Below are 19,540 nucleotides of genomic sequence, written 5' to 3'. Positions count from 1 at the left end.
TTGAATTATGAACAATGGAAGTTTAAGAAGCCGAATACTAACGGTCTTTATCTCTTTTTCTATCTTATTTAGCTGTATATCATTTATAACGTATAAATACATCCATAGAAGTGAAGAATTAGATCAAGTGAAAGCTTGGCTAATGAATCTTGAAGTAAGTGTTCTCGACCTTATCAAAAGGGATGCTACTGATATTACAAATGACCTTTCCTCTAATTATTATAATGAAGAATCATTATCTGAATTCTTGAAGCAAAGAAGTAATAGAGTACATCTAGTCTCTGTCAGTATTGATAATTTATTACATCATGAACAAATAAAGGAATGGGAACTAGAACCCAATTTACTTTTTATTGATAGCCTTATTGATAGATACAATGATCAGGTATATCATTTAATTCAAGCAAAAAAAGATCTTGGTTCAGATTCAACAGGATTATATGGTAAAATGTATAAGAATGCTGAAATTTTAAGTTCTTTAAAAGATTTAAAACATGTTCAGTTGTATGATAAAATGCAATTGAATGGTATGAAATACTTGTTAGATCCCAAAACTTCTCATGTATTAGCTATCAATAGATCTACAGGACAACTTCAACAAGAGCTAGAAAAGAATCCTGTTAATAATGCAAAGTTTATTAAAGCTGCAGGTAACTTTTTATCAGCATATAATGAAATTGTCTTAATTTATTACAAATTGGGTAAAAACAATTCAGAAGGATTAAAAGGTAAACTCAATAGTACAGCCTCTTATATAGAATCTGAATTCGATTCATTAAGTACAGAAGTTTCTAGGAGGTTCGTTTCTTTGATGTGGAAAGTAAAATTATCTTATTTATTAATCTCTTTAGTAGCGGTATTGTTTACAGTAATCGTTGGTTATTATACTGCATCTAGAGTTTCATCTCCTATAACAGTTCTTCAAGATAAAACAAGAAGAGTCATTGAAAATGGATATGTAGCAAAAGGAAATGACGTCGATTTTTCAGAATTAAAGAAGCCTACTAAAGAAGTAGCAGCTTTGGCGGATTCTTTTCAGGAGATGTATGAGATGATACAAAATCAATTTGCAGAATTAGAACAAGGAAATAGAAAATTAAAAACATCTAAAAAGAAATTGATGGAAAGTAATCGAGTTAAAGATCAATTTTTCTCAATTATTTCTCATGATTTAAAAGGGCCAATAAATACTCAGATTGGTTTCTTGAAATTATTAATGGAAAGATCTAACGCTTTTAGTTCTGATGAGATTCAACACCTTTCAAAAGATATGTTGAACTCTATGAAAAATATGATGGGTTTAATGGAAAACTTACTTTCATGGTCTAGATCAGCGTCAAATGCATTGAAATTTGATATAAAAGAAAACAATATTTCAGATATTATAGATCGAAATATAAAATTATTATCGCCCAATGCACAAGATAAAAAGATTAAAATTATGTCAGATTTTGAAGAGAATATTATCCTCAAAATTGATAAACATAGTGTAGATTGTGTAATTAGAAATATCCTTTCGAATGCACTGAAGTTTACTTCCTCTAATGGTAATGGTGTTATCACTGTAGAAGCGTATAAAAGAGACACTCAGGTGGAAATAACAATTACTGATAATGGAGTAGGTATGACTGAATTGGATTTAAAGAATTTAAGAGATCCATTAGTTCAGTTTTCTAAAAAAGGTACCGCTAGAGAAAAAGGAGTAGGATTAGGAATGATCTTAGTTCAGGATTTTGTAAGGAGAAATAAAGGAGAACTGTCTATTGATTCTCAAGAAGGAATTGGAACAAGATGTACTCTCATTTTTAAGACTACAATCCAAAGTACAGAAGAATTTCAAACAATAAAAGAAGAGCAGCTATCCTAAGGATGCTGCTCTTTTAATTCTATCATTAATAGCTCTTCCAAGACTTTCTTCCGGCATCCATTCGCCCAAAATAAAATCAGGATTTAGCTTGTCGATATAGCGTAAAGTTTTAAAAAGGTTTTGTGCAGCTTCTTTTAAATCCCCAGTGGGAGAGAGAATAAACTGTTTATCATTTGGAAGAGTATCAAATGTATCTTTAAATGATAAGGTAACAATATCTTTATTTTTATGTTCTTCAATCAATTCAGGGATATACCCTAAAAGCAAAGTAGAATTAGGAGCATAATGCCTATGTAACATTCCTGGTGCTTTCGGCTGAGAAGATGATTGGGCATTTACCTTTACAGGACCAATGACTTTTTCTATTTCTTCTACAGGTATTCCTCCTTTTCTATAAATCGTAGGTACACCTTTTGGAAAGCCTACAATAGTTGATTCTACACCCACATTACAACTTCCTCCGTCAAGAATATAGGGTATTTGTTTACCTAAACCATCCTCAACATGTTGTGCGGTGGTAGGGCTAATATAACCAAACTTGTTCGCACTTGGAGCAGCAACTGGAAAATCCAATGAAGCAAGTAACTCTAACGTTAAAGTATGATTTGGTACACGAACCGCAACAGTATCTAATCCACTAGTAATGAGATCATGTATTTGTTCAGATTTTGGCAGCACCATCGTTAAAGAACCAGGCCAAAAAGCTTTTGCTAATTGTTCTGCCTTTTCTGGAAGTTCAGAAATATAAGGTTTTAGGCGTTCCAAAGAATTACTATGAACGATTAATGGATCAAAACTTGGTCTTTCTTTGGTTTCAAAAATTAAAGCAGCAGCTTCTTGGTTCAAAGCGTTTCCCGCTAAACCATACACTGTTTCAGTAGGCAAGCCAATCAGTTGACCTTTTTCTAATGTCTTTTTTGCTTCTTCAATAGATGTCCCTATGATTGCCATTATTTCTCCTGTTTTGGTTCTTCCATTCCAATGATTACTTCTTGCATCTCAAAGCCAGTGTACATTTTGACTCCTTTAATAAGATACATTAATGCACCCATCATTACAATTGTAGATGGAATAGCAATAACTACCCAACTCCAAGCGGTCATTTGAGCTAACTCTTTTGTAAACTCAATTGTGCTAGAGTCACTTTTAATAATCACTTTTGCTAAAATATAGTTCAATGCTGAAGATAAGAAGAAAGATCCGGCAAGCATAAAAGAGGTATTTTTTAATCTTTTATCGAATTGTGCTTTCGTATTTCTAAATTTTAGTTGAGTTTCTATTTTTTTAACATCAAGAAAATTCTCGTTGTATAATAGCTTCTCTACTAATGGGTATTTTGTGAAATTAGAGATGAATACAATCACACCGATCAAGCCTGGAATTAATGCTTCTTTAATTGCGATGTAATCAGAAGGAAGTTGTAAAAGTTTAATACCTCCAGTAAGACCAACATTGACTAAACCTAGGATGGCAATGATACTTACATCTTTTCTAACAACAAAGTCATAAAGACCATATACAATTGGAAATGCAATGGCAATGATAACAGAATTAGTGTCACCTAAATACTCAGGGTCACTTAGTTTAGACATGATTAAAGAAGGGATGACAATGTTCACCAAAATACTTACGATTGGTGATTCCTTCTTCTTTTGGTTGTTGACAATTTGTTTTTGCATCTTTTGAGGTATGAAGTTTGTAACTTCTTTTTTTAATATAAAATCGCATAAAGATACAGATTATTAAATCCATAGAAAATACGCATTGTGAATAGACGTCAAATTTTATTTTTTTTCTTCTTATTATCTGGTGTTTATACTTGTTATGGGCAATCACTTTTTCCAGTTGAATTTGATTTAGAGGGTGACGAACGTTTCCCAAGTGTGACTTCAAATGGTAAAACATTGTTATTTGCCAGAGAAAATAAGGAAAGTTTCACCTTTTTACTTTCAAATAAAGTGGATGGTAAGTTTATGCCTCCTACTACTTTGGTACTTCCAGATGATCTTCCTTACCCAACAGGCCCTATGATCAGCTACGATGGCCGTTGGATATATTTTTCAGCAAAAGGAAAAAAATCAGGAAGTGATATCTACAGAATGAAAAGGTGGGGGAGAAGGCTTGGAAAACCACAAAAATTAGAAGGGGGGGTGAACACAAAAGGATATGAATTGTATCCATCATTAACGAAAGATGGAAAAGGACTTTACTTTTGTAGACTAGAAGATGCTTCTGACCCAACTGATTTAAAATATGCTATATATTATTCGACCTTAGAAGAAAGCGATAAATGGTCTGAGGCTACTCGATTACCAGAAGGTGTTAATTTATACAGTGAGAAAGAACCACGAATAATGCCGGATGGAAAAACATTGCTATTTACATCAAGATTAGGTGAGGATAATTTTGATTATGATGTAATGATGACAGTGAAGACAAGTGCTACTACATGGTCAGATCCTGAACCTATTCTTTCTATTAATCAGAGTAAAATGAATCATGCACCTTGTATAGATGGTTCAACTCAAAAGGCATATTATTCTAATAATGGGAAATTATATGAGATTGCTTTAAATAAGGTATTAAAACCAAATGAAATAGAAGAGACAGAGGAGGCACTAAGTAGAAATTCTACGCAATCTGATGATAAAGAGGAAAAAGAAGATACAGAAGAGGTCAAACCAGAAAAGAATTCATTTTCTGACTTAGGTTTTGATATCAAGGATTTTGTTCCAAAACCGAAGTATAAGGCAATCATAATTGGAATTAATTCCTATAACGATGGGAAAATTGCTAGTCTTGATAACCCCGAAAAAGATGCAAGTGCATTATCAGAAATATTGACAACGTATTATTCTTTTGAAAAAGAAGATATTCATTTGTTATTAAGCCCAACAAGAGAACAACTTATTGAAGAATTTGATAATGTGATGGAATCTTCTGCAGACAATGATCATATATTGATTTTTTATGCAGGGCATGGACATTGGGATCCAAAACGCAATGCGGGCTATTGGTTACCTTCTGACGCAAAAGCAAAAAGTACTGCTAATTGGGTGAGGAATTCAACGATTAAGGAATATGTAGCCTCTTTTCGTGCAAAACATGTTTTATTGATTTCAGATGCATGTTTTTCAGGCTCTATATTTAAGACTAGAGCAGCTTTTGATAATGTGGACAAAGCAATCAAATCTTTAGAAGAATTGCCGTCAAGAAAGGCAATGACTTCTGGAACCTTAAAAGAAGTACCTGATGAGAGTGTCTTTGTAAAATATTTACAGAAACGACTAGTCAGTAATAAAGAACAATATATTAGTGCTCGTGGACTTTTTGATAGTTTTAGAGTGGCTGTAATGAATAATAGTGAGAATGTCCCTCAGTTTGGTGTTATCAATCAAACGGGGGATGAGGGAGGTGATTTTATCTTTATCAAAAGATAATAATTCAATTATTTAGCATTCAATTTTTAAGAAATATGAATTTTTATCAACGGAAATTAACCGTTATTTGGTAGAGATTCATATTTTTTATTACTTTTAAGTGAATAAACATTCTTTGAATACACTAAAATAAACAAGCATTATGAGCGATACTCAATTAAATTTCATTGAAGGAGTATGGTTGACGGGTTTAAAAGATGCTCATGTATCTATTGAAGTCGATGATCAAGGTAAAGCACAAGGTAGAATTGTTTGGATGGAACGAGATCAAGAAGAAGATGGAGGTCCAAGAATTGATAAATTAAATCCTGATGCTTCTTTGAGAGATAGGTTACTGGAAGATATGTTTATTCTTACTGACTTTGAATATAAAGGTAATGGTGAATGGGAAAAAGGAGAAGTCTATGATCCTGATTCCGGAAAAACGTATAGTGGAAGTATTCAAAGTTCTGGCCCAAATGTTTTAAAAATGAGAGGGTACGTTGGTATCAAACTCTTTGGAAGAACAGAATTATGGACTAGAGTTAATGATTAATTTTTAAATATAAACAACGCAATTATTACTATTATGGCTTCAGATGCTTTTAACGACGCTCAAGTAAGAGTAAATCAACTTTCAGAAAGACCATCAAATGATGATTTATTAAAACTTTATGCTCTCTTTAAACAAGCTACGGTAGGGGATGTCAATACGGATAGACCTGGTGGTTTTGATTTTAAAGGAAATGCAAAATGGGATGCATGGAAGAAAATTGAAGGAACTGCTGCTTCAGATGCAGAATCGAAATATATTACATTAGTGAATCAATTAGAAGGATAAATCTTTTGTAATCCAACAAAAAGGGAAGATACTTTATGAAGTGTCTTCCCTTTTTTTAAGCAATTAAACCTGCACCCTTGGATGGGTTTTTGGCAAAGCTTAATCCTGAATGCATCATACTATTTCCTCTATCTGCCACTCTTTTATCGGCAGGGCCTTCCTTATTTACGATTTCTTGAATGACTTCTTTTTCATCAATTAAAGCTAATTGTTCAAAAGAAATCAATCCCCTTTTCCGTGCTATTGTGTTAATTGCATCTGAAAACATTTGACCTGTTTTTACTATCCATTTATTAACCGTCATATCTATAGCGAATCCTAATCCCATCGCTGAATTAATAAAATCAGTTAGAGGAACATTACTTGAACTGAAACCATTTGTCTGAATATTTAATTTAATACCCAAAGCAGGTTTAGCATACGCTTTAACAGCTTGTTCGATTTGAGCTTTGATTAAGTCAGGATGGAATGCTGCACGTATAAAAGGCCCATACATTTGATGGTTTCCTCTTAATTCTTTTTCCGCTGCTTCACCTTTAAGTGTTCCTTTGCCAGGGAAATTAATAATTAATTCTCCTTGATGTATATCATTATTTCTTGTGGTATAAGTGACATCAATACCAGCAGATTGAAAGATTTTTTTGAATAGATTTGGTTGACTCACTTTCATTCTAGCAATCACAGGAGCTAGACCTCTTCCACCTCCTGCAAATTGAATAAATCCATAAGAAAAGAAGGCTTTGTCATAACTGTTGATTGCATCAAAATTACCTTCATGACTTGAAACTACCTGCATTGCTTGTGCAAGTGTTTTAGACAACCCAACTTCAGTATATACATGTAATGGAATACTAGAAGGGAGTGATTTCCCAACATAACCAACACCATCATAATATTGATTATATCCACTTCTAACAAAGTTTTTAAATTCGGCTGTTTCGCTTTGCCCAGTAAGTGGATGTGGAAATGTAAGTGTATAATTTGTGAATTCTCTAAGGAATTTGTGTGTAATATCATTGGTGTGAATTTCACCATACGTGAAACTATTTGTCCCTAACATTTCTGTTCTTTTAGGGGATTCTACCCACCAATTTAAACGGTATTTATTCTGCAGACTTTTAATTGCAGAAAGTGTTTTGGGAATCTTTGAACCTGGAATCTGACCTCCATTACTTCTACTAAGATGTTGAGCATTTTCTGAATGTAAAGAGGATAAAACACCAAGTTCTACTAATCTTGCTTGAATACCTTGAAGATCATTTTGAGAAATCCTACTATTAGGTGAAATAGTACTTTGTAATTTTATATTAATCTTCTGTTTCCCATCAACTTTGGATAATTGATAGATGCCTCGACTTCCTTGTAAAGAAGAGTTTGACTCTGAAGATGATAAGTTAGTTGGTATTTTTAGTTCTTGCCCAACATATATTCTTCCTTGCGGTAAATGATTGTGTGCAACAAGTGCTTGTGGTGTGATATTAAATTGTTTTGCAATCTTAGAAATATAATCTCCAGATTTTACAGTGTAAATATTTCTTTTTATTGAAGTACCCGAAGTATTTTGAGGAGTACTTGAAGAAAGGTCTTTTTGCTTGTTTTCAGTAGGAATTTTTAATGATTGTCCTATATAAATTGTTGCATCTAGAGCCATTCCGTTCACTGCTAAAATACCTGCAGGAGTACATTTGTATTTTTTACTTATAGCATATAGCGATTCTCCTCTCTGTACTGTATGTGTCCTTTGAGAAGTTTTGACGATTGGTTTTGTTGTAGGTTTATGGACTGTTGGAGTAATTGAATCTTGATTCTTTTGCACTTTTAATTCTTGCCCAATAAAGATAGGAGTAGAACCATCTAAACCGTTTAATTCTAATATCTGTTGAGGGCTTAATCCAACTTTTCTAGAAATTTGATAAAGTGTGTCACCTTGAATCACAGTGTAGATTCTTTTTTGTTGTATAGAAGGCGATGGAGAAATTGTTGTCGTTGTTTCCTTTACGGTCGGAGAAGGTATCTTTAGCTCTTGTCCAATGTAAAGTGGAGAAATATTATCTAATTGATTGTAGGATAACAATTCTTGTGGTGTCGTCTTGTATTTTTTGCTAATAGCATAAAGTGATTCACCTTGTGAAACGATATGTTTTGATGTATTAGTAGGGCTTTTTTCTTTTTGAGTATTAGCTTTTTCTGCAGAAGGTATTTTTAAAATCTGTCCTATAAATAAACCTGCATTTTGGTCTAAATTATTAAAGGAAAGTATTGCTGATGGGCTAATATTAAATTGACGACCTATAGCATATAATGAATCTCCTTGGACAACTGTGTACGTATCAGAATTTGTAACCTGTGGTTTTTCAGCATTGTTTTTAACCGTTATTTCTTGTCCGATTTGTAATGGAGGAGGACTAGTCCAACCATTTAATGATAATAATTCAGCTGTTGTTGTATTAAACTTTTTAGAAATACTATATAGAGTATCTCCAGCTTGAATATTGTATTTCATACAGAAATCTTTAGTATTGATGCTAAGGGAAAATGACTATTGATAGAAAAGTTAGAATAATTTATCCTAAAGAAATAAATAATTTAAGAACATTGAAAAAAGTTTCAATGGTTTATTTCTTATGATATTTTGATTACATTAATAGTACTAAATTAAATAACCTCTATTTTTATTCAATTTAATCAACTTTGATTTGAATCGGTAATAAATCGATAAAGTTTAATCCTCTGTACAATATGAAATTTTTATTACTCGCATTTTTTTTAATTGGCTTAATCAATTCTACTATTGCTCAAAATGAAAAAAAACTTCAGAAATTATTAAATAAAGGGAAATATGATAAAGTAATGAAATTGGGTATGAAAGCCCATCAAAATGAAACAAAATCGGCTTATCCATTCAAATATATGAGTTGGGCCTGTTGGTTTAAAGCCCAAAGCTTACCAAAATTCTCAAAAACACAATGGAAGTACATTCAACGAAGTGCGGAATTGTATAAAAGACATGAAGCCTTAGTTTCCACAGGGGAACAACCATTAGAAATTTTACATGATAAATTGACTTTATATCTAAATCAATTAGCAAAAACAACTTATAATTTGTCAGATAATACATTTAATGATGAATTGCGAGCTATAGCACAACTGGGTTTTACAATCGATTCTGAAATAGCTGAAACCGTCAATGAGAAAGAAGAAATTAATTCCTTTTCGCCTTTTGCATTTTCATTTCAAGAAGGGAATTATGAAACTTATTTTAAGGCAGAAAATATTAATATTCCACCTTATTTAATTGCTAAGAAAGCAGATGATTATATAGGCGTTCCTTACAAATTTTCAGCTATTAACCCTTATCAAGGCTTTGATTGTTCTGGTTATGTACTTTATGTATATCAGCAATTTGGTGTTGAATTTCCTCACAATACAAAGAGAATAGCAATGCTAGGGAAAACAGTGGATCTTTATGAAGTACAAGAAGGTGATGTTGTTTGTTTCGGAACAGATAATGCTGATGATTATAAATCAATTTTCCATATTGGAATGGTGTATAAAATTGAAGGTAAAGAAGTGAAAATGATTCATTGTGGTACAAGTACAGGTGTAGCCATTACACCAATTACAGATGGTTATTGGAAGTCACAACCTTTCTTTATAAAAAGGTTACTAACACTTGAACAAGAGAGACTTCTAAAATAAATAAAGCCCACCATATAATGGCGAGCTTTAAAATTATACTGTGTTTTCTTTGTGGGGGCATCCCCTAAATACTTATCCAATTCAATCTAATAAGTATCTAAATCAACAATTAAAGTATTATCAAGTAGTATAAAATAGAGTATATTATTATGTATTTCGAATATCTTTTGGGTTTTAGTGGGCGAATGTGGCAATGAAAAAGGATTTTAAACCTCGTTCATTGCCTTTGCAGTAAAGTGTTAGTGCAATAAAGTAATAGTAAAAAATTGGGCATAGAAATGAGTCACCATTGATGTCGAAAACGACATAAATATTTTTAAAGACCTGAAAATAATGGGGGTATTTTACAACAAATTGTTAATTAGATTAGTGGTTTCTAATATCTGTTAATCGTTGTTGTGATGTGGTTTAATGAACGGCAACATTCAAAAAAGGTTGTGAATAAGTTTTAATAATACATGAAGTAGTTCACATTTTGGCTAAAACCTAGTCATTCTCTCTTCAAATCCATCACAAATCGTTGTACTATTCCAAGAATATTATGGTACTTATCAGTTGTTTTGTAAAATTCAAATAATCTATTGTTATTTTTAAAGAAACTGAAATGAAAATAGAAAATTGAAAACTATGATTTAAAAATACAGCTCAAATTTCCGTTCATTTTTTAACATAAACTTTTTGATTAAATCCAATTCAATGCAAAATATAATAGATTACTTTTCTACCATGCCTTCTCTCCATCGAACGTTACTTCTTGTAGGAGGTATTATGTTTTTTCTAATCATTGAAGGATTTCAACCTTTATTTCGTTTTGAAAAACATAATCGTTGGAAACATGCTTTGACGAATATCTTTTTTACGATAACTACAGCTGTTGTTAATTTGTCACTTGCATTTGTAATGGTAAAAACATCAGAATGGGTTGTCGCTAATGATTTTGGGTATATGCAGTGGATGAAAAGTTATCCATTACCAATAGTACTTTTTACAGGGTTAGCTTTATTAGATTTAGTAGGTGCTTATAGTATCCATTATTTCAATCACAAAGTAAAATGGTTCTGGCTTTTTCATTTGATCCATCATACGGATACACATGTGGATACTACGACAGCAAATAGACATCATCCTGGCGAAAGTTTTTTACGTCTAACAGCAACGACATTAGGGGTGTTTTTAGTGGGTGTACCAATTTGGATGATTTTCTTATATCAATCTCTATCGGTAATCTTATCTCAGTTTAATCACGCAAACATCGTTTTACCGAAGAGATTAGATAAGATTTTAAGTTGGGTTATTGTAACACCAAACATGCATCATGTTCATCATCATTATCAACAGCCCCTAACTGATACAAATTATGGGAATATTTTTTCTATTTGGGATCATGTTTTTGGTACTTATCAAGAGGTAGATAATAGTACTTTAGTTTATGGAATTGATACACATATGGAATCTGAAGAAAATAGTCAGATAGTTAACCTTCTAAAAATTCCATTTCAACAATACAGAGATATTAATGAAATGAATGACAGTAAAAAAGAAGAAAAGGTTACGCTAGACTAATTTTTTATGTTAGATCTATAGATTAATGTTTCCATTTCAACAACTTCCAAAAATTCTTTCCATCGATTTTCAATTGTATCATCTATGATATTAAAATCTTGAAGAAGTTGTATAATCGTCTTTTTTTTATAGAAAGATAGGTTTTCGATAAATAAAGAATGTTCTCTATAATCAATATTATAAATTAATAATATACTTTGAGCGATTTCTTTTTTGGATTGTGAACTAAAACCTTTTGAATAATATGAAATGATATCATTAAATGATAGAAATAACTTTTTATCGTACTCTTTAGAAAGTACATTTTGTAATCCTTCTATTTGGTTATTTGTATAAGTCATTTTATTAAAAATACAGTAATATTGCGTGATAGATGTTTCTGATTATTTCAAATTAAGGAAGTAAAAGGATGTGAAACAATAAGGTTAATGACTCAATAACATACTTTTAGTGAAGGGTTTTTAATACGAATGCAGATTATATAATAATGTAAAATAAAGTGTCTGTTTTACGAATAATTGATGTTTTTATTATAATAATAAAGAATATTAATCTTGATAGGATATAAAAAAAGGAGTACTTGAATGGCACTCCTTTTATTATTTATTTTTTGACATATTTAGTGAGAATAACAATCTGTTGACCGTTTACTTTTCCTTCAATATGTTCAGGATTATCATGTACTAATGAGATATTTCGGACTGCTGTTCCTCTTTTGGCTGTGAAGTTTGCACCTTTTACATTTAAGTCTTTTACTAAAACAACACTATCACCATTTTCTAGAATTGCACCATTACTGTCTTTATGGATGACTTTATCTTCGTCGCTGATACCTTCTCCTGTAGCTTCAGCCCATTGTAAAGTATCTTCATCCAAATATAACATGTCTAATAGATCTTGAGGCCATCCTTCACTTCTAAGACGAGTTAGCATTCGCCAGGCTAGCACCTGAATTGCAGGATTTTCATTCCACATACTATCATTTAGACATCTCCAGTGGTTTGCATCCATCTTTTCTTTATCCTGAATTTGTTCTTGACAGCTACCACATAAATAGGCGTGGTCATTGGCATCTTCAGAGGATTTTGGTTCGACTAAGAATGGGGATAAATTTTCTTGAGCTCCGCAAAGCTCACAAGTATTGTTACTTCTTTTTTGAAGGTCTTTTAGTAAACTCATATTTAGAATGATCTGTTTTTCTGATTATTCCAAATTTGATGAAAATTTAAAGTAATTGATAATACATAATGGAATATTAATGGAATGTCCTAAAATATTTCTCCATTCAGCTTATTCAAAAGCTTTCTTTCCTTCATCTATCCACTCTTTACTTTTGTAGTAGTGTAAGTAAAGACCAATAACAACGATTAATGTGATGCTTTCTGCTGCTACAATTGATGGAATAATACCATGGCCTTGGTAGAAATACGTGAGTATAAATATTAAACCAACAGGTAAAAATAAAGTTCTTAATAAAGATATAATTAATGAAGGCTTGGGATGATGTAATGCGGTGAAAAAAGAAGAAGATAGAATATTGAGGCCTAGAATGAATAGAACGGGCAAGATTTGAATCGTAAATGAAACTGTTAATTCTTTTGCTTGTAAACTTTCAACATCTAAAAATAGATTAGAAAAACCATCAATAAACAAATAGGTGATTAATGCTGTAATCCCTCCAATAACAAATGAACTTTTCAATGATAACTTAAAGAACTGTATCACTCGATGCATCAATTTAGCACCGTAATTCAAACTTACAATAGACTTTAAAGCATCAGACATGCCATAGGTAAACATAATCATCAGATAAATTAAGTATCCAACTATGGCGAAAGCAGCAACTCCATCAGTACCATAATATTTAATCATTTGAATATTGATCACAAAAAATAATATACCTCCTGATAATTCACTTAGAAATTCTGAAGAACCATTATAGGTAATTCCTTTGATAATGTTCCAATCAATTTTATTAAAATAAAAAGAAAGATTTCCTTTTTTGGAGAAAAAATGAGGAAGTAGTAACAATGGTAAAATAAAATAAGAAATAGAAGTGCCTAATGCTGCACCTTGCACACCAAGTTGAAAATGTACAATGAAGATATAATCCAATATGATATTAGCAATCGCAACTAAAAGAAGTGATGTGAAACTTAAATTTGGCCTCCCGTCAACTCGAATAAAATAAGTAAGGGCATAACATGACATCACCGGTGTAAGTGCAATAATTACAGTCAAATAATCAATTACTATTGCTTTTATTTTTTCATCAGCTCCTAATATTAAAGCAATTTTTTCTGTGAATAATAGTCCGAAAATTGTAATAACGAGACTAAAAATACCTATGATTAATAAAATGGAAGTAAAAGTTGCTCTGGCTTTTTTTATATTTCCTTCACCAATAAACTTTCCACAAAAAACTTCCCCTCCTGTAGAAAATAAGATAGGAACACCAAATAATAAAGAATAAATAGGAGCACATAACGATACAGCTGCCAAAGCATCAGTTCCAACAAATTTACCAACAAACATTCCATCAATTATACCCGCAGATGTTATTGCTAACATGCCAAGTACAGTAGGTATTGAAAATGAAAAAAATATTGAAAAGATATTTCCTGTTAAGGCTTTATTGTTTTGACTCATTATTAATTTGTTGGAGCTTAGAGTCCTAAATTAAAGTATTATTTATTGATCTCCCAACTCTTCAAAAGGGTCTGAGTGTACTGGATTGTTCACAAATTCCTCATCGGTTAGCATATGAAGAAAGGCAAGAATAGCATTTTTTTCTTTTTGAGTTAAATGTAATTTTACTGGATCACCAGGGAAAATAGGTTCATTACTAGCTTCCGTAATCAAAGGATCTAATGTTCGACTTTCTTGAATATGTTCGTCATAATGTTCCAAAACTTCTTCTAGCGTATTAAACCTGCCATCATGCATATATGGAGCGGTAAGAGCGATATTTCTAAGTGTTGGAGCTTTAAATTTGCCTTTGTCAAATTCATTTTGAGTAACTCCTTTGATACCTTCTTTTAGATTAGCATCTGTATCTAGTCCATTATTATGAAATCCTCTAAAAGCTATAGGATCACCAGAGGTTAGCACACCTAAATGACAATCACCACAATTTCCACCTCTGATTTCACCAGCAATAGGATGGGTTAAGAATAAATCCATTCCCAATTTTTCTTCTTCTGTAGGAGTATAGGTACCTAAAATTAATCGATCATATTTAGAATTAGCGGAGATTAATGTTCTTTCAAACTGGGCGATGGCCTTACTTATATTTTCTGGAGTTATTTCAGGTGTTCCAAATGCGAGTTCAAATAAAGCAGGATATTTAGGATCATTACTTAGTCTTTCTGCTACCTCTTCAAGAGTCATGTCCATTTCCAATACATTTTGAATAGGGTCTAATGCTTGACTTTCTAAGCTTGCTGCTCTACCATCCCAAAAGAATTTTCCTGTCCACATGAGATTAACAGTTGACATACTACTAAATTCACCCACTCTTCCATGAATACCTTCCGCTTTAGCTTTCCCGTCAGTAAAAGCTAATTTTTGCTGATGACATGATCCACATGAGGTTGAAAAATCTCTAGAAAGTTGTTTGTCATAAAATAGCATACGCCCCAATTCAACTCCTTTTTCAGTCAAAGGATTGTCATCAGGTAATACAAATTGCTTCCCAAAGTGTTCTGGAATTTCTAGATTATAAGGTGAATTCTGTATCGGTTGGTTTTCTTCACAACAACTTCCGAACAAAATTGAGAGTATAGAAAAAAAGTAGATATATTTTGATTGCATGTCATCTAGGTTTGACATTAATTTACAACTAAATTGTGATATTTCAATATACCACAACAAATTCATTTCATGTTAATAAATAAAAAAAATCTTGATTTTATTTTAATGTTCTAGTAGACTTGCAGTAGTTAATTTAAACATCAAGAAAGCTATCTTATGATAGATACCAACCGAGCAGTAAAGCCACGGTGGTACAATAGATGTGGTCTGATTCATGACAAAAAAATAGAATCCCCTTCCAAAATTTTGATGTTTATAATGTTCAGTACTTAAAACATTATAAAAATGCTTACAAAATCTCCTTTTGAATTATCATTAGAAGAATGCTACGATGTATTAAAAAATCGTTTTGCAACTAACTCATTAGAAGTAAAGTATAGAAACCTGACAATGCTACAAGCTGAAAAATTATTAGGTATTCGAAATCCTCAAGATCATTCCCTTCCAAAATTATATGGCCATCATTTGCTAGCTAAAATTGAAGAAAAGTTGTAATGATAAAGAGCTACTGAATTTATTTCAATGGCTCTTTCCTTTTTTAAAAGAAACTGTTGATTACAGGATTTTTAAAGCAGAAATCTAATATTTTCTTGCGGTCTATGTTCTTTTTATCTTGAATGTTTTGGTTCGAAGAAACTGTAATATCTTTTGCAAAAACATCATAGGTATTCGTAGAGGAATTATAATGCACTTTGATTGCTAAAATCATGACTTTCTTTTTCTTTTTGATACGAATACTTCCTTTTTGAGACGTTTTTGTTTTCTGAGAAAGTATAAGTAGATCTTCTAATACATTGTAATCTTGATCGAAGACATAATCCATAATATGTTCTTTCGAAACACCAATTTTACTATCCCAAATGTAATTTCTCTTTTTGATATTCCACAGATGGTCAATTGTAATCAACATATCATACATATGCTTATTCACAGGAGTCTCAAAAATAGAATTGTTTTGTATATTATTTATATCTGTATTTTTCGATAATTTTCTAATTACTTTCCCAAAAGTATCTACCACAGGTTTCATTCTAAGGGAAAATTGTTGACCGAATCCTTTTTTACGATCATTCAATCCTAAAACAGCAATAAGATGATCATCTTTGTGAATTGGGATTAATATATTGGAATACCATGGGAGATTTTTTTCAGCTCTATCTTTATCAAAAGAAAAAATTGGTTTTTTGATATAGGGAATGTCTTTAAGGTATTGATATGCTTTTGAAACATTGACTTCTAAAGGATTTTTTAATAATGCCTTATCAAAAGGATTAAAACCATTTGAAGGTTTTTTCTCCACTAAGTACTTATAGTTCAGAACTCCATCTTGTTGATCAACAATTCCAATAAAACCATATTTACACTGCGAGAAAGAAACAATCTTATCTAGGCTTTTTTGCAATATTTCAATTAACCCCATTTCATTAATAATGAGATGGTTCTCAATTGAGGTTACTAAATTTTGAATATGATTGTTTAATGGAGTATGCACAGTAATTCACAAGATTTGGTTGATACTGTCTAAACATAAAAAAGAATATTTGAGTTGATTTTAATCCTTTTTGCTAAAGGATCTTATGTAATAGTTTTAGGTATTAATGGGAAAGTTTAGTTATAAAAATATGAATTAGTGTTCCTAAATCACTTTTATTATTAAACTTATAATGTCTAAATTGAGCTTTTTTTGATATTAATTGATGTTTTTCTTATAAAAAGAATGAAACCTTACATCTGTAATAATTGTGTTTGTTACAATATGAAAAAAAGGTCTTCAGCATATTTTTTATATACTAAAGACCTTAATAAGGATAATTATTTCAATATTTTCTTAAGGTTTTAATCGAACATTTCTTGGACGATTTGTTCCTTCTTGCCCTTTTCTTTCTTTGGCTCTTTCTGCTCTTTTTAATCTTACTTCTTCAGAATCTTCTTGTGTTGATTTACTTACACTTAGGATAATTCCAACAGTCATCCCTGTAAAGAGTAAAGATGTACCACCCATACTGATCAATGGTAATGGTAGACCTGTCAAAGGTAATAAACCAACTACAACTCCCATATGTACAAAGGCTTGTAAGATTAAACTAAAGGTCAACCCTGCTGCTAAAAGCCCTCCAAAGGCTTTCTGGGAATTGGCCACAATAGTCATACCCCGATAAAGCAGTGTGAGATAAAGTCCAATGATAAGAATTGCTCCAATTAAACCATATTCTTCGACAATAATGGCAAACACAAAATCGGAATAGGAGTGTGGTAGGAAGTTTCTTTGTGTACTATCTCCAACTCCTTTACCCCAAAGACCTCCAGTAGAAATTGCAATATAAGATTGTTCAGCTTGGTAAGGTACATCCGTTTCACTCATAAACGAAGAAATACGACTGACTGCAGTACCTCCACGTTGTCCGAATTGATAAACAAAGAGTCCTGCTAACGCTCCAATTACAACTAACATGAAAAGGTATTTGACAGGTACACGACCTATAAATAACTGAAGCATTATCGTTAAGAATAACAAAGAAGCAGTTGAAATATCAGATACACCAATCAATCCACAGATAATACCTGTCCAAATTAATAGGGGAACAATTGCTTTATTAAATTCACCAATATCACGTTGCCTTTTCCAAAGCATTGAAGCCATGTTCGTAATTAACGCTAAACGAGCTAAATCAGAAGGTTGAAAAGTAAAATTGATTATAGGGATGTTAATCCATCGAGATGCACTGTTGATTTCAGACCCGAATAACCAGGTAAAAATCAATAATGGAATAGATAGAAGTAGTGCATACCTTGACAATCTTGAGTAGTAGACATAATCAATTCTATGACAAACAAAAGCACCGATTAAACCAATAAAAACTAAAGTAGAGTGACGTAATAAATAATGTTCATTATCTCCTCCAGCTTGCATATAGGCCAATGATCCTGTCGCACTATAAACCACAAGTACAGAAAACATTGAGAGTGTAATCATCACACCCCATATTACTTTATCTCCTTCTAGTTTTTTTAAGATTTTATCCATAGTATCTTACTTTATCTCTTCTACAGCTTTAATAAATTCATCTCCTCTTGCCATGTAGTTTTTGAATAAATCAAAACTTGCACAAGCAGGTGACAGTAGAATTACTTCGTTTGTGTCTGTATATTTTTTCGCAAGTTGAATAGCTTCTTTCATGTCCTGAGTTTCTTCTGTTGGTATAATAGAAGAGAAAGAAGCTATTAATTTGCTATTGTCAACTCCTAAGCAAATCAATGCTTTTACATTGTTTTTTACGATATCTAATAATGGAGTGTAGTCATTTCCTTTATCTGTACCACCGGCAATCCAAACGATAGGGTCTTCAAAACTCTGAAGTGCAAATAAAGCGGCTTCAACGTTTGTTGCTTTTGAATCATTGATATAGGTAATACGATCAATAGTATCCACTTTTTGTAAACGGTGTTTTTCACCTACAAAGGAAGGTAACGCTTTTTGAATTTTATCTTGAGAAATACCTGCGTATAATGCTGTTAATATAGCAGCACTCATATTCCAAGCATTATGAGGACCTTTTAGAGGTAAATCGTTAAAAGACAATATATCTCCTTGGAAAGGAATTTTTAATGTATCTTCTTCAAGAAATGAATTAGAAAAAGGAACTAATTGAGGTGAAACTGTTCTTTTTTGAACCTCCTCATTTGTAATTTTATCATCAGCACCATAGATGAAAAAGTCATTTTTAGTACTGTTTTCTATAATTCTGAATTTAGAATCAGCATACTTTTGAATATCATAATCATATCGATCCAAATGATCAGGAGTGATATTTAAAAGTAATGATATATGAGGATGGAAATCAATAATATCATCCAACTGAAAACTACTGATTTCTAACACATACCAATCAAAATTATTTTCTAATACTTGTTTTGCAAAGCTAATTCCAATATTACCTGCTAAACCTGCATTAATTCCAGCTTTTGTGAGTAAATGATGGATTAATTTTGTAGTTGTTGTCTTCCCATTTGTACCCGTAATCGCAATCAATTTTGCCTCTGTAAATCTAGATGCAAATTCTATCTCAGAGATAATTTCACAACCATTCTTTTTTAATAACTGAATAATTGGAACAGTATCAGGAATACCAGGAGATTTTACAACAACTTTTGGTGTTTTTGGAGCTAAATCATGACTACCTTCTTCAAAAGCAATTTCATTTCCCGTCAGCGTCTTTTTTTGTTCTTCATTGATTTTACCAAAGTCAGAAACAAACACCTTATAACCTTTTGCTTTTCCTAGTAAGGCAGCACCAACACCACTTTCTCCAGCACCTAAGATTAATAATTCATCCATTA

Annotated in this window: 17 protein-coding genes and 1 riboswitch; of the genes, 7 read left to right on the top strand and 10 right to left on the bottom strand. The window is 31.8% G+C overall.

What is annotated here, in order from left to right; genetic code table 11:
• Positions 1-7: 7 nt before the first annotated feature.
• Positions 8-1,867 (top strand): HAMP domain-containing sensor histidine kinase, encoded by a 1,860-nt coding sequence (locus ACXAHM_RS03750; RefSeq protein WP_474959065.1) that lies wholly within the window; start codon positions 8-10, stop codon positions 1,865-1,867.
• Here ACXAHM_RS03750 and ACXAHM_RS03745 read toward each other — a convergent pair.
• Both ACXAHM_RS03745 and ACXAHM_RS03740 read right to left on the bottom strand, forming a co-directional pair.
• Positions 1,859-2,818 carry an L-threonylcarbamoyladenylate synthase gene (locus ACXAHM_RS03745; RefSeq protein ID WP_474959064.1) on the bottom strand — a complete coding sequence of 320 codons (960 nt, stop codon included), beginning with the start codon at positions 2,816-2,818 and terminating at the stop codon, positions 1,859-1,861. The genes ACXAHM_RS03750 and ACXAHM_RS03745 overlap by 9 nt on opposite strands.
• Entirely contained in the window at positions 2,818-3,546 is a 729-nt protein-coding gene (locus ACXAHM_RS03740; RefSeq protein ID WP_474959063.1) for a VC0807 family protein, read from the bottom strand. The genes ACXAHM_RS03745 and ACXAHM_RS03740 overlap by 1 nt, the downstream gene beginning before the upstream one ends.
• 87 nt (positions 3,547-3,633) lie before the next feature.
• Between ACXAHM_RS03740 and ACXAHM_RS03735 the strand changes: the two genes are divergently transcribed.
• The 3 genes from ACXAHM_RS03735 (at position 3,634) to ACXAHM_RS03725 (ending at position 6,127) form a co-directional block, all read left to right on the top strand.
• A complete protein-coding gene (locus ACXAHM_RS03735) occupies positions 3,634-5,307 on the top strand; it encodes a caspase family protein (RefSeq protein WP_474959062.1) in 1,674 nt (557 codons plus the stop codon).
• Positions 5,308-5,449: 142 nt separating this feature from the next.
• On the top strand, positions 5,450-5,842 hold the full coding sequence (locus ACXAHM_RS03730) for a DUF2147 domain-containing protein (RefSeq protein WP_474959061.1): 393 nt from the start codon (positions 5,450-5,452) through the stop codon (positions 5,840-5,842).
• Positions 5,843-5,875: 33 nt separating this feature from the next.
• Complete coding sequence (locus ACXAHM_RS03725) at positions 5,876-6,127, top strand: acyl-CoA-binding protein (protein WP_474959060.1); 252 nt, start codon at positions 5,876-5,878, stop codon at positions 6,125-6,127.
• A gap of 55 nt (positions 6,128-6,182) precedes the next feature.
• On the opposite strand, the gene ACXAHM_RS03720 is transcribed toward ACXAHM_RS03725, so the two are convergent.
• Entirely contained in the window at positions 6,183-8,630 is a 2,448-nt protein-coding gene (locus ACXAHM_RS03720) for a muramidase family protein (RefSeq protein WP_474959059.1), read from the bottom strand.
• A gap of 236 nt (positions 8,631-8,866) precedes the next feature.
• On the opposite strand from ACXAHM_RS03720, the gene ACXAHM_RS03715 reads away from it, so the two are divergent.
• A complete protein-coding gene (locus ACXAHM_RS03715) occupies positions 8,867-9,826 on the top strand; it encodes a C40 family peptidase (RefSeq protein ID WP_474959058.1) in 960 nt (319 codons plus the stop codon).
• A gap of 696 nt (positions 9,827-10,522) precedes the next feature.
• Positions 10,523-11,389 (top strand): sterol desaturase family protein, encoded by an 867-nt coding sequence (locus tag ACXAHM_RS03710; protein WP_474959057.1) that lies wholly within the window; start codon positions 10,523-10,525, stop codon positions 11,387-11,389.
• Here the strand turns inward: ACXAHM_RS03710 and ACXAHM_RS03705 are convergent.
• The 4 genes from ACXAHM_RS03705 to ACXAHM_RS03690 form a co-directional block, all read right to left on the bottom strand.
• Entirely contained in the window at positions 11,386-11,730 is a 345-nt protein-coding gene (locus ACXAHM_RS03705) for a hypothetical protein (protein ID WP_474959056.1), read from the bottom strand. The two genes, ACXAHM_RS03710 and ACXAHM_RS03705, sit on opposite strands and share 4 nt — an antisense overlap.
• A 262-nt stretch (positions 11,731-11,992) precedes the next feature.
• Complete coding sequence (locus tag ACXAHM_RS03700; protein WP_474959055.1) at positions 11,993-12,568, bottom strand: PhnA domain-containing protein; 576 nt, start codon at positions 12,566-12,568, stop codon at positions 11,993-11,995.
• 111 nt (positions 12,569-12,679) lie between these two features.
• The gene (locus ACXAHM_RS03695) at positions 12,680-14,038 is read right to left on the bottom strand and encodes an MATE family efflux transporter (RefSeq protein ID WP_474959054.1); all 1,359 of its coding nucleotides are present in this window, start codon (positions 14,036-14,038) and stop codon (positions 12,680-12,682) included.
• 42 nt (positions 14,039-14,080) lie between these two features.
• Positions 14,081-15,202, bottom strand: a complete 1,122-nt coding sequence (locus ACXAHM_RS03690; RefSeq protein WP_474959053.1) for a cytochrome-c peroxidase — start codon at positions 15,200-15,202, stop codon at positions 14,081-14,083.
• A 132-nt stretch (positions 15,203-15,334) separates the two neighbouring features.
• Positions 15,335-15,437, top strand: a riboswitch (SAM-I-IV-variant riboswitch).
• A gap of 50 nt (positions 15,438-15,487) precedes the next feature.
• Between ACXAHM_RS03690 and ACXAHM_RS03685 the strand changes: the two genes are divergently transcribed.
• Complete coding sequence (locus ACXAHM_RS03685; RefSeq protein ID WP_474959052.1) at positions 15,488-15,697, top strand: hypothetical protein; 210 nt, start codon at positions 15,488-15,490, stop codon at positions 15,695-15,697.
• A 43-nt stretch (positions 15,698-15,740) separates the two neighbouring features.
• On the opposite strand, the gene ACXAHM_RS03680 is transcribed toward ACXAHM_RS03685, so the two are convergent.
• The 3 genes from ACXAHM_RS03680 to murD form a co-directional block, all read right to left on the bottom strand.
• Positions 15,741-16,622, bottom strand: coding sequence for a GAF domain-containing protein (locus ACXAHM_RS03680; RefSeq protein WP_474959051.1), 882 nt, complete (start codon positions 16,620-16,622; stop codon positions 15,741-15,743).
• A gap of 408 nt (positions 16,623-17,030) precedes the next feature.
• Positions 17,031-18,227, bottom strand: coding sequence for an FtsW/RodA/SpoVE family cell cycle protein (locus ACXAHM_RS03675; protein WP_474959050.1), 1,197 nt, complete (start codon positions 18,225-18,227; stop codon positions 17,031-17,033).
• Positions 18,228-18,233: 6 nt separating this feature from the next.
• Positions 18,234-19,538: a UDP-N-acetylmuramoyl-L-alanine--D-glutamate ligase gene (murD, locus tag ACXAHM_RS03670; protein ID WP_474959049.1), complete on the bottom strand. Its 1,305-nt coding sequence runs from the start codon at positions 19,536-19,538 to the stop codon at positions 18,234-18,236.
• Positions 19,539-19,540: the final 2 nt, after the last annotated feature.

This window comes from Flammeovirga sp. AWQ4_249 (assembly GCF_056161045.1).
Note: the sequence above shows the minus strand (reverse complement) of the source record. Positions and strands in the feature narration are given on the sequence as shown.

Excerpts from the sequence above, each read along its gene's own strand:
- ACXAHM_RS03750 (WP_474959065.1), top strand. The coding sequence starts at position 8 with ATGAACAATGGAAGTTTAAGAAGCCGAATACTAACGGTCTTTATCTCT.
- ACXAHM_RS03745 (WP_474959064.1), bottom strand. The coding sequence starts at position 2,818 with ATGGCAATCATAGGGACATCTATTGAAGAAGCAAAAAAGACATTAGAA.
- ACXAHM_RS03740 (WP_474959063.1), bottom strand. The coding sequence starts at position 3,546 with ATGCAAAAACAAATTGTCAACAACCAAAAGAAGAAGGAATCACCAATC.
- ACXAHM_RS03730 (WP_474959061.1), top strand. The coding sequence starts at position 5,450 with ATGAGCGATACTCAATTAAATTTCATTGAAGGAGTATGGTTGACGGGT.
- ACXAHM_RS03725 (WP_474959060.1), top strand. The coding sequence starts at position 5,876 with ATGGCTTCAGATGCTTTTAACGACGCTCAAGTAAGAGTAAATCAACTT.
- ACXAHM_RS03720 (WP_474959059.1), bottom strand. The coding sequence starts at position 8,630 with ATGAAATACAATATTCAAGCTGGAGATACTCTATATAGTATTTCTAAA.
- ACXAHM_RS03715 (WP_474959058.1), top strand. The coding sequence starts at position 8,867 with ATGAAATTTTTATTACTCGCATTTTTTTTAATTGGCTTAATCAATTCT.
- ACXAHM_RS03710 (WP_474959057.1), top strand. The coding sequence starts at position 10,523 with ATGCAAAATATAATAGATTACTTTTCTACCATGCCTTCTCTCCATCGA.
- ACXAHM_RS03705 (WP_474959056.1), bottom strand. The coding sequence starts at position 11,730 with ATGACTTATACAAATAACCAAATAGAAGGATTACAAAATGTACTTTCT.
- ACXAHM_RS03700 (WP_474959055.1), bottom strand. The coding sequence starts at position 12,568 with ATGAGTTTACTAAAAGACCTTCAAAAAAGAAGTAACAATACTTGTGAG.
- ACXAHM_RS03695 (WP_474959054.1), bottom strand. The coding sequence starts at position 14,038 with ATGAGTCAAAACAATAAAGCCTTAACAGGAAATATCTTTTCAATATTT.
- ACXAHM_RS03690 (WP_474959053.1), bottom strand. The coding sequence starts at position 15,202 with ATGCAATCAAAATATATCTACTTTTTTTCTATACTCTCAATTTTGTTC.
- ACXAHM_RS03685 (WP_474959052.1), top strand. The coding sequence starts at position 15,488 with ATGCTTACAAAATCTCCTTTTGAATTATCATTAGAAGAATGCTACGAT.
- ACXAHM_RS03680 (WP_474959051.1), bottom strand. The coding sequence starts at position 16,622 with ATGGGGTTAATTGAAATATTGCAAAAAAGCCTAGATAAGATTGTTTCT.
- ACXAHM_RS03675 (WP_474959050.1), bottom strand. The coding sequence starts at position 18,227 with ATGGATAAAATCTTAAAAAAACTAGAAGGAGATAAAGTAATATGGGGT.
- murD (WP_474959049.1), bottom strand. The coding sequence starts at position 19,538 with ATGGATGAATTATTAATCTTAGGTGCTGGAGAAAGTGGTGTTGGTGCT.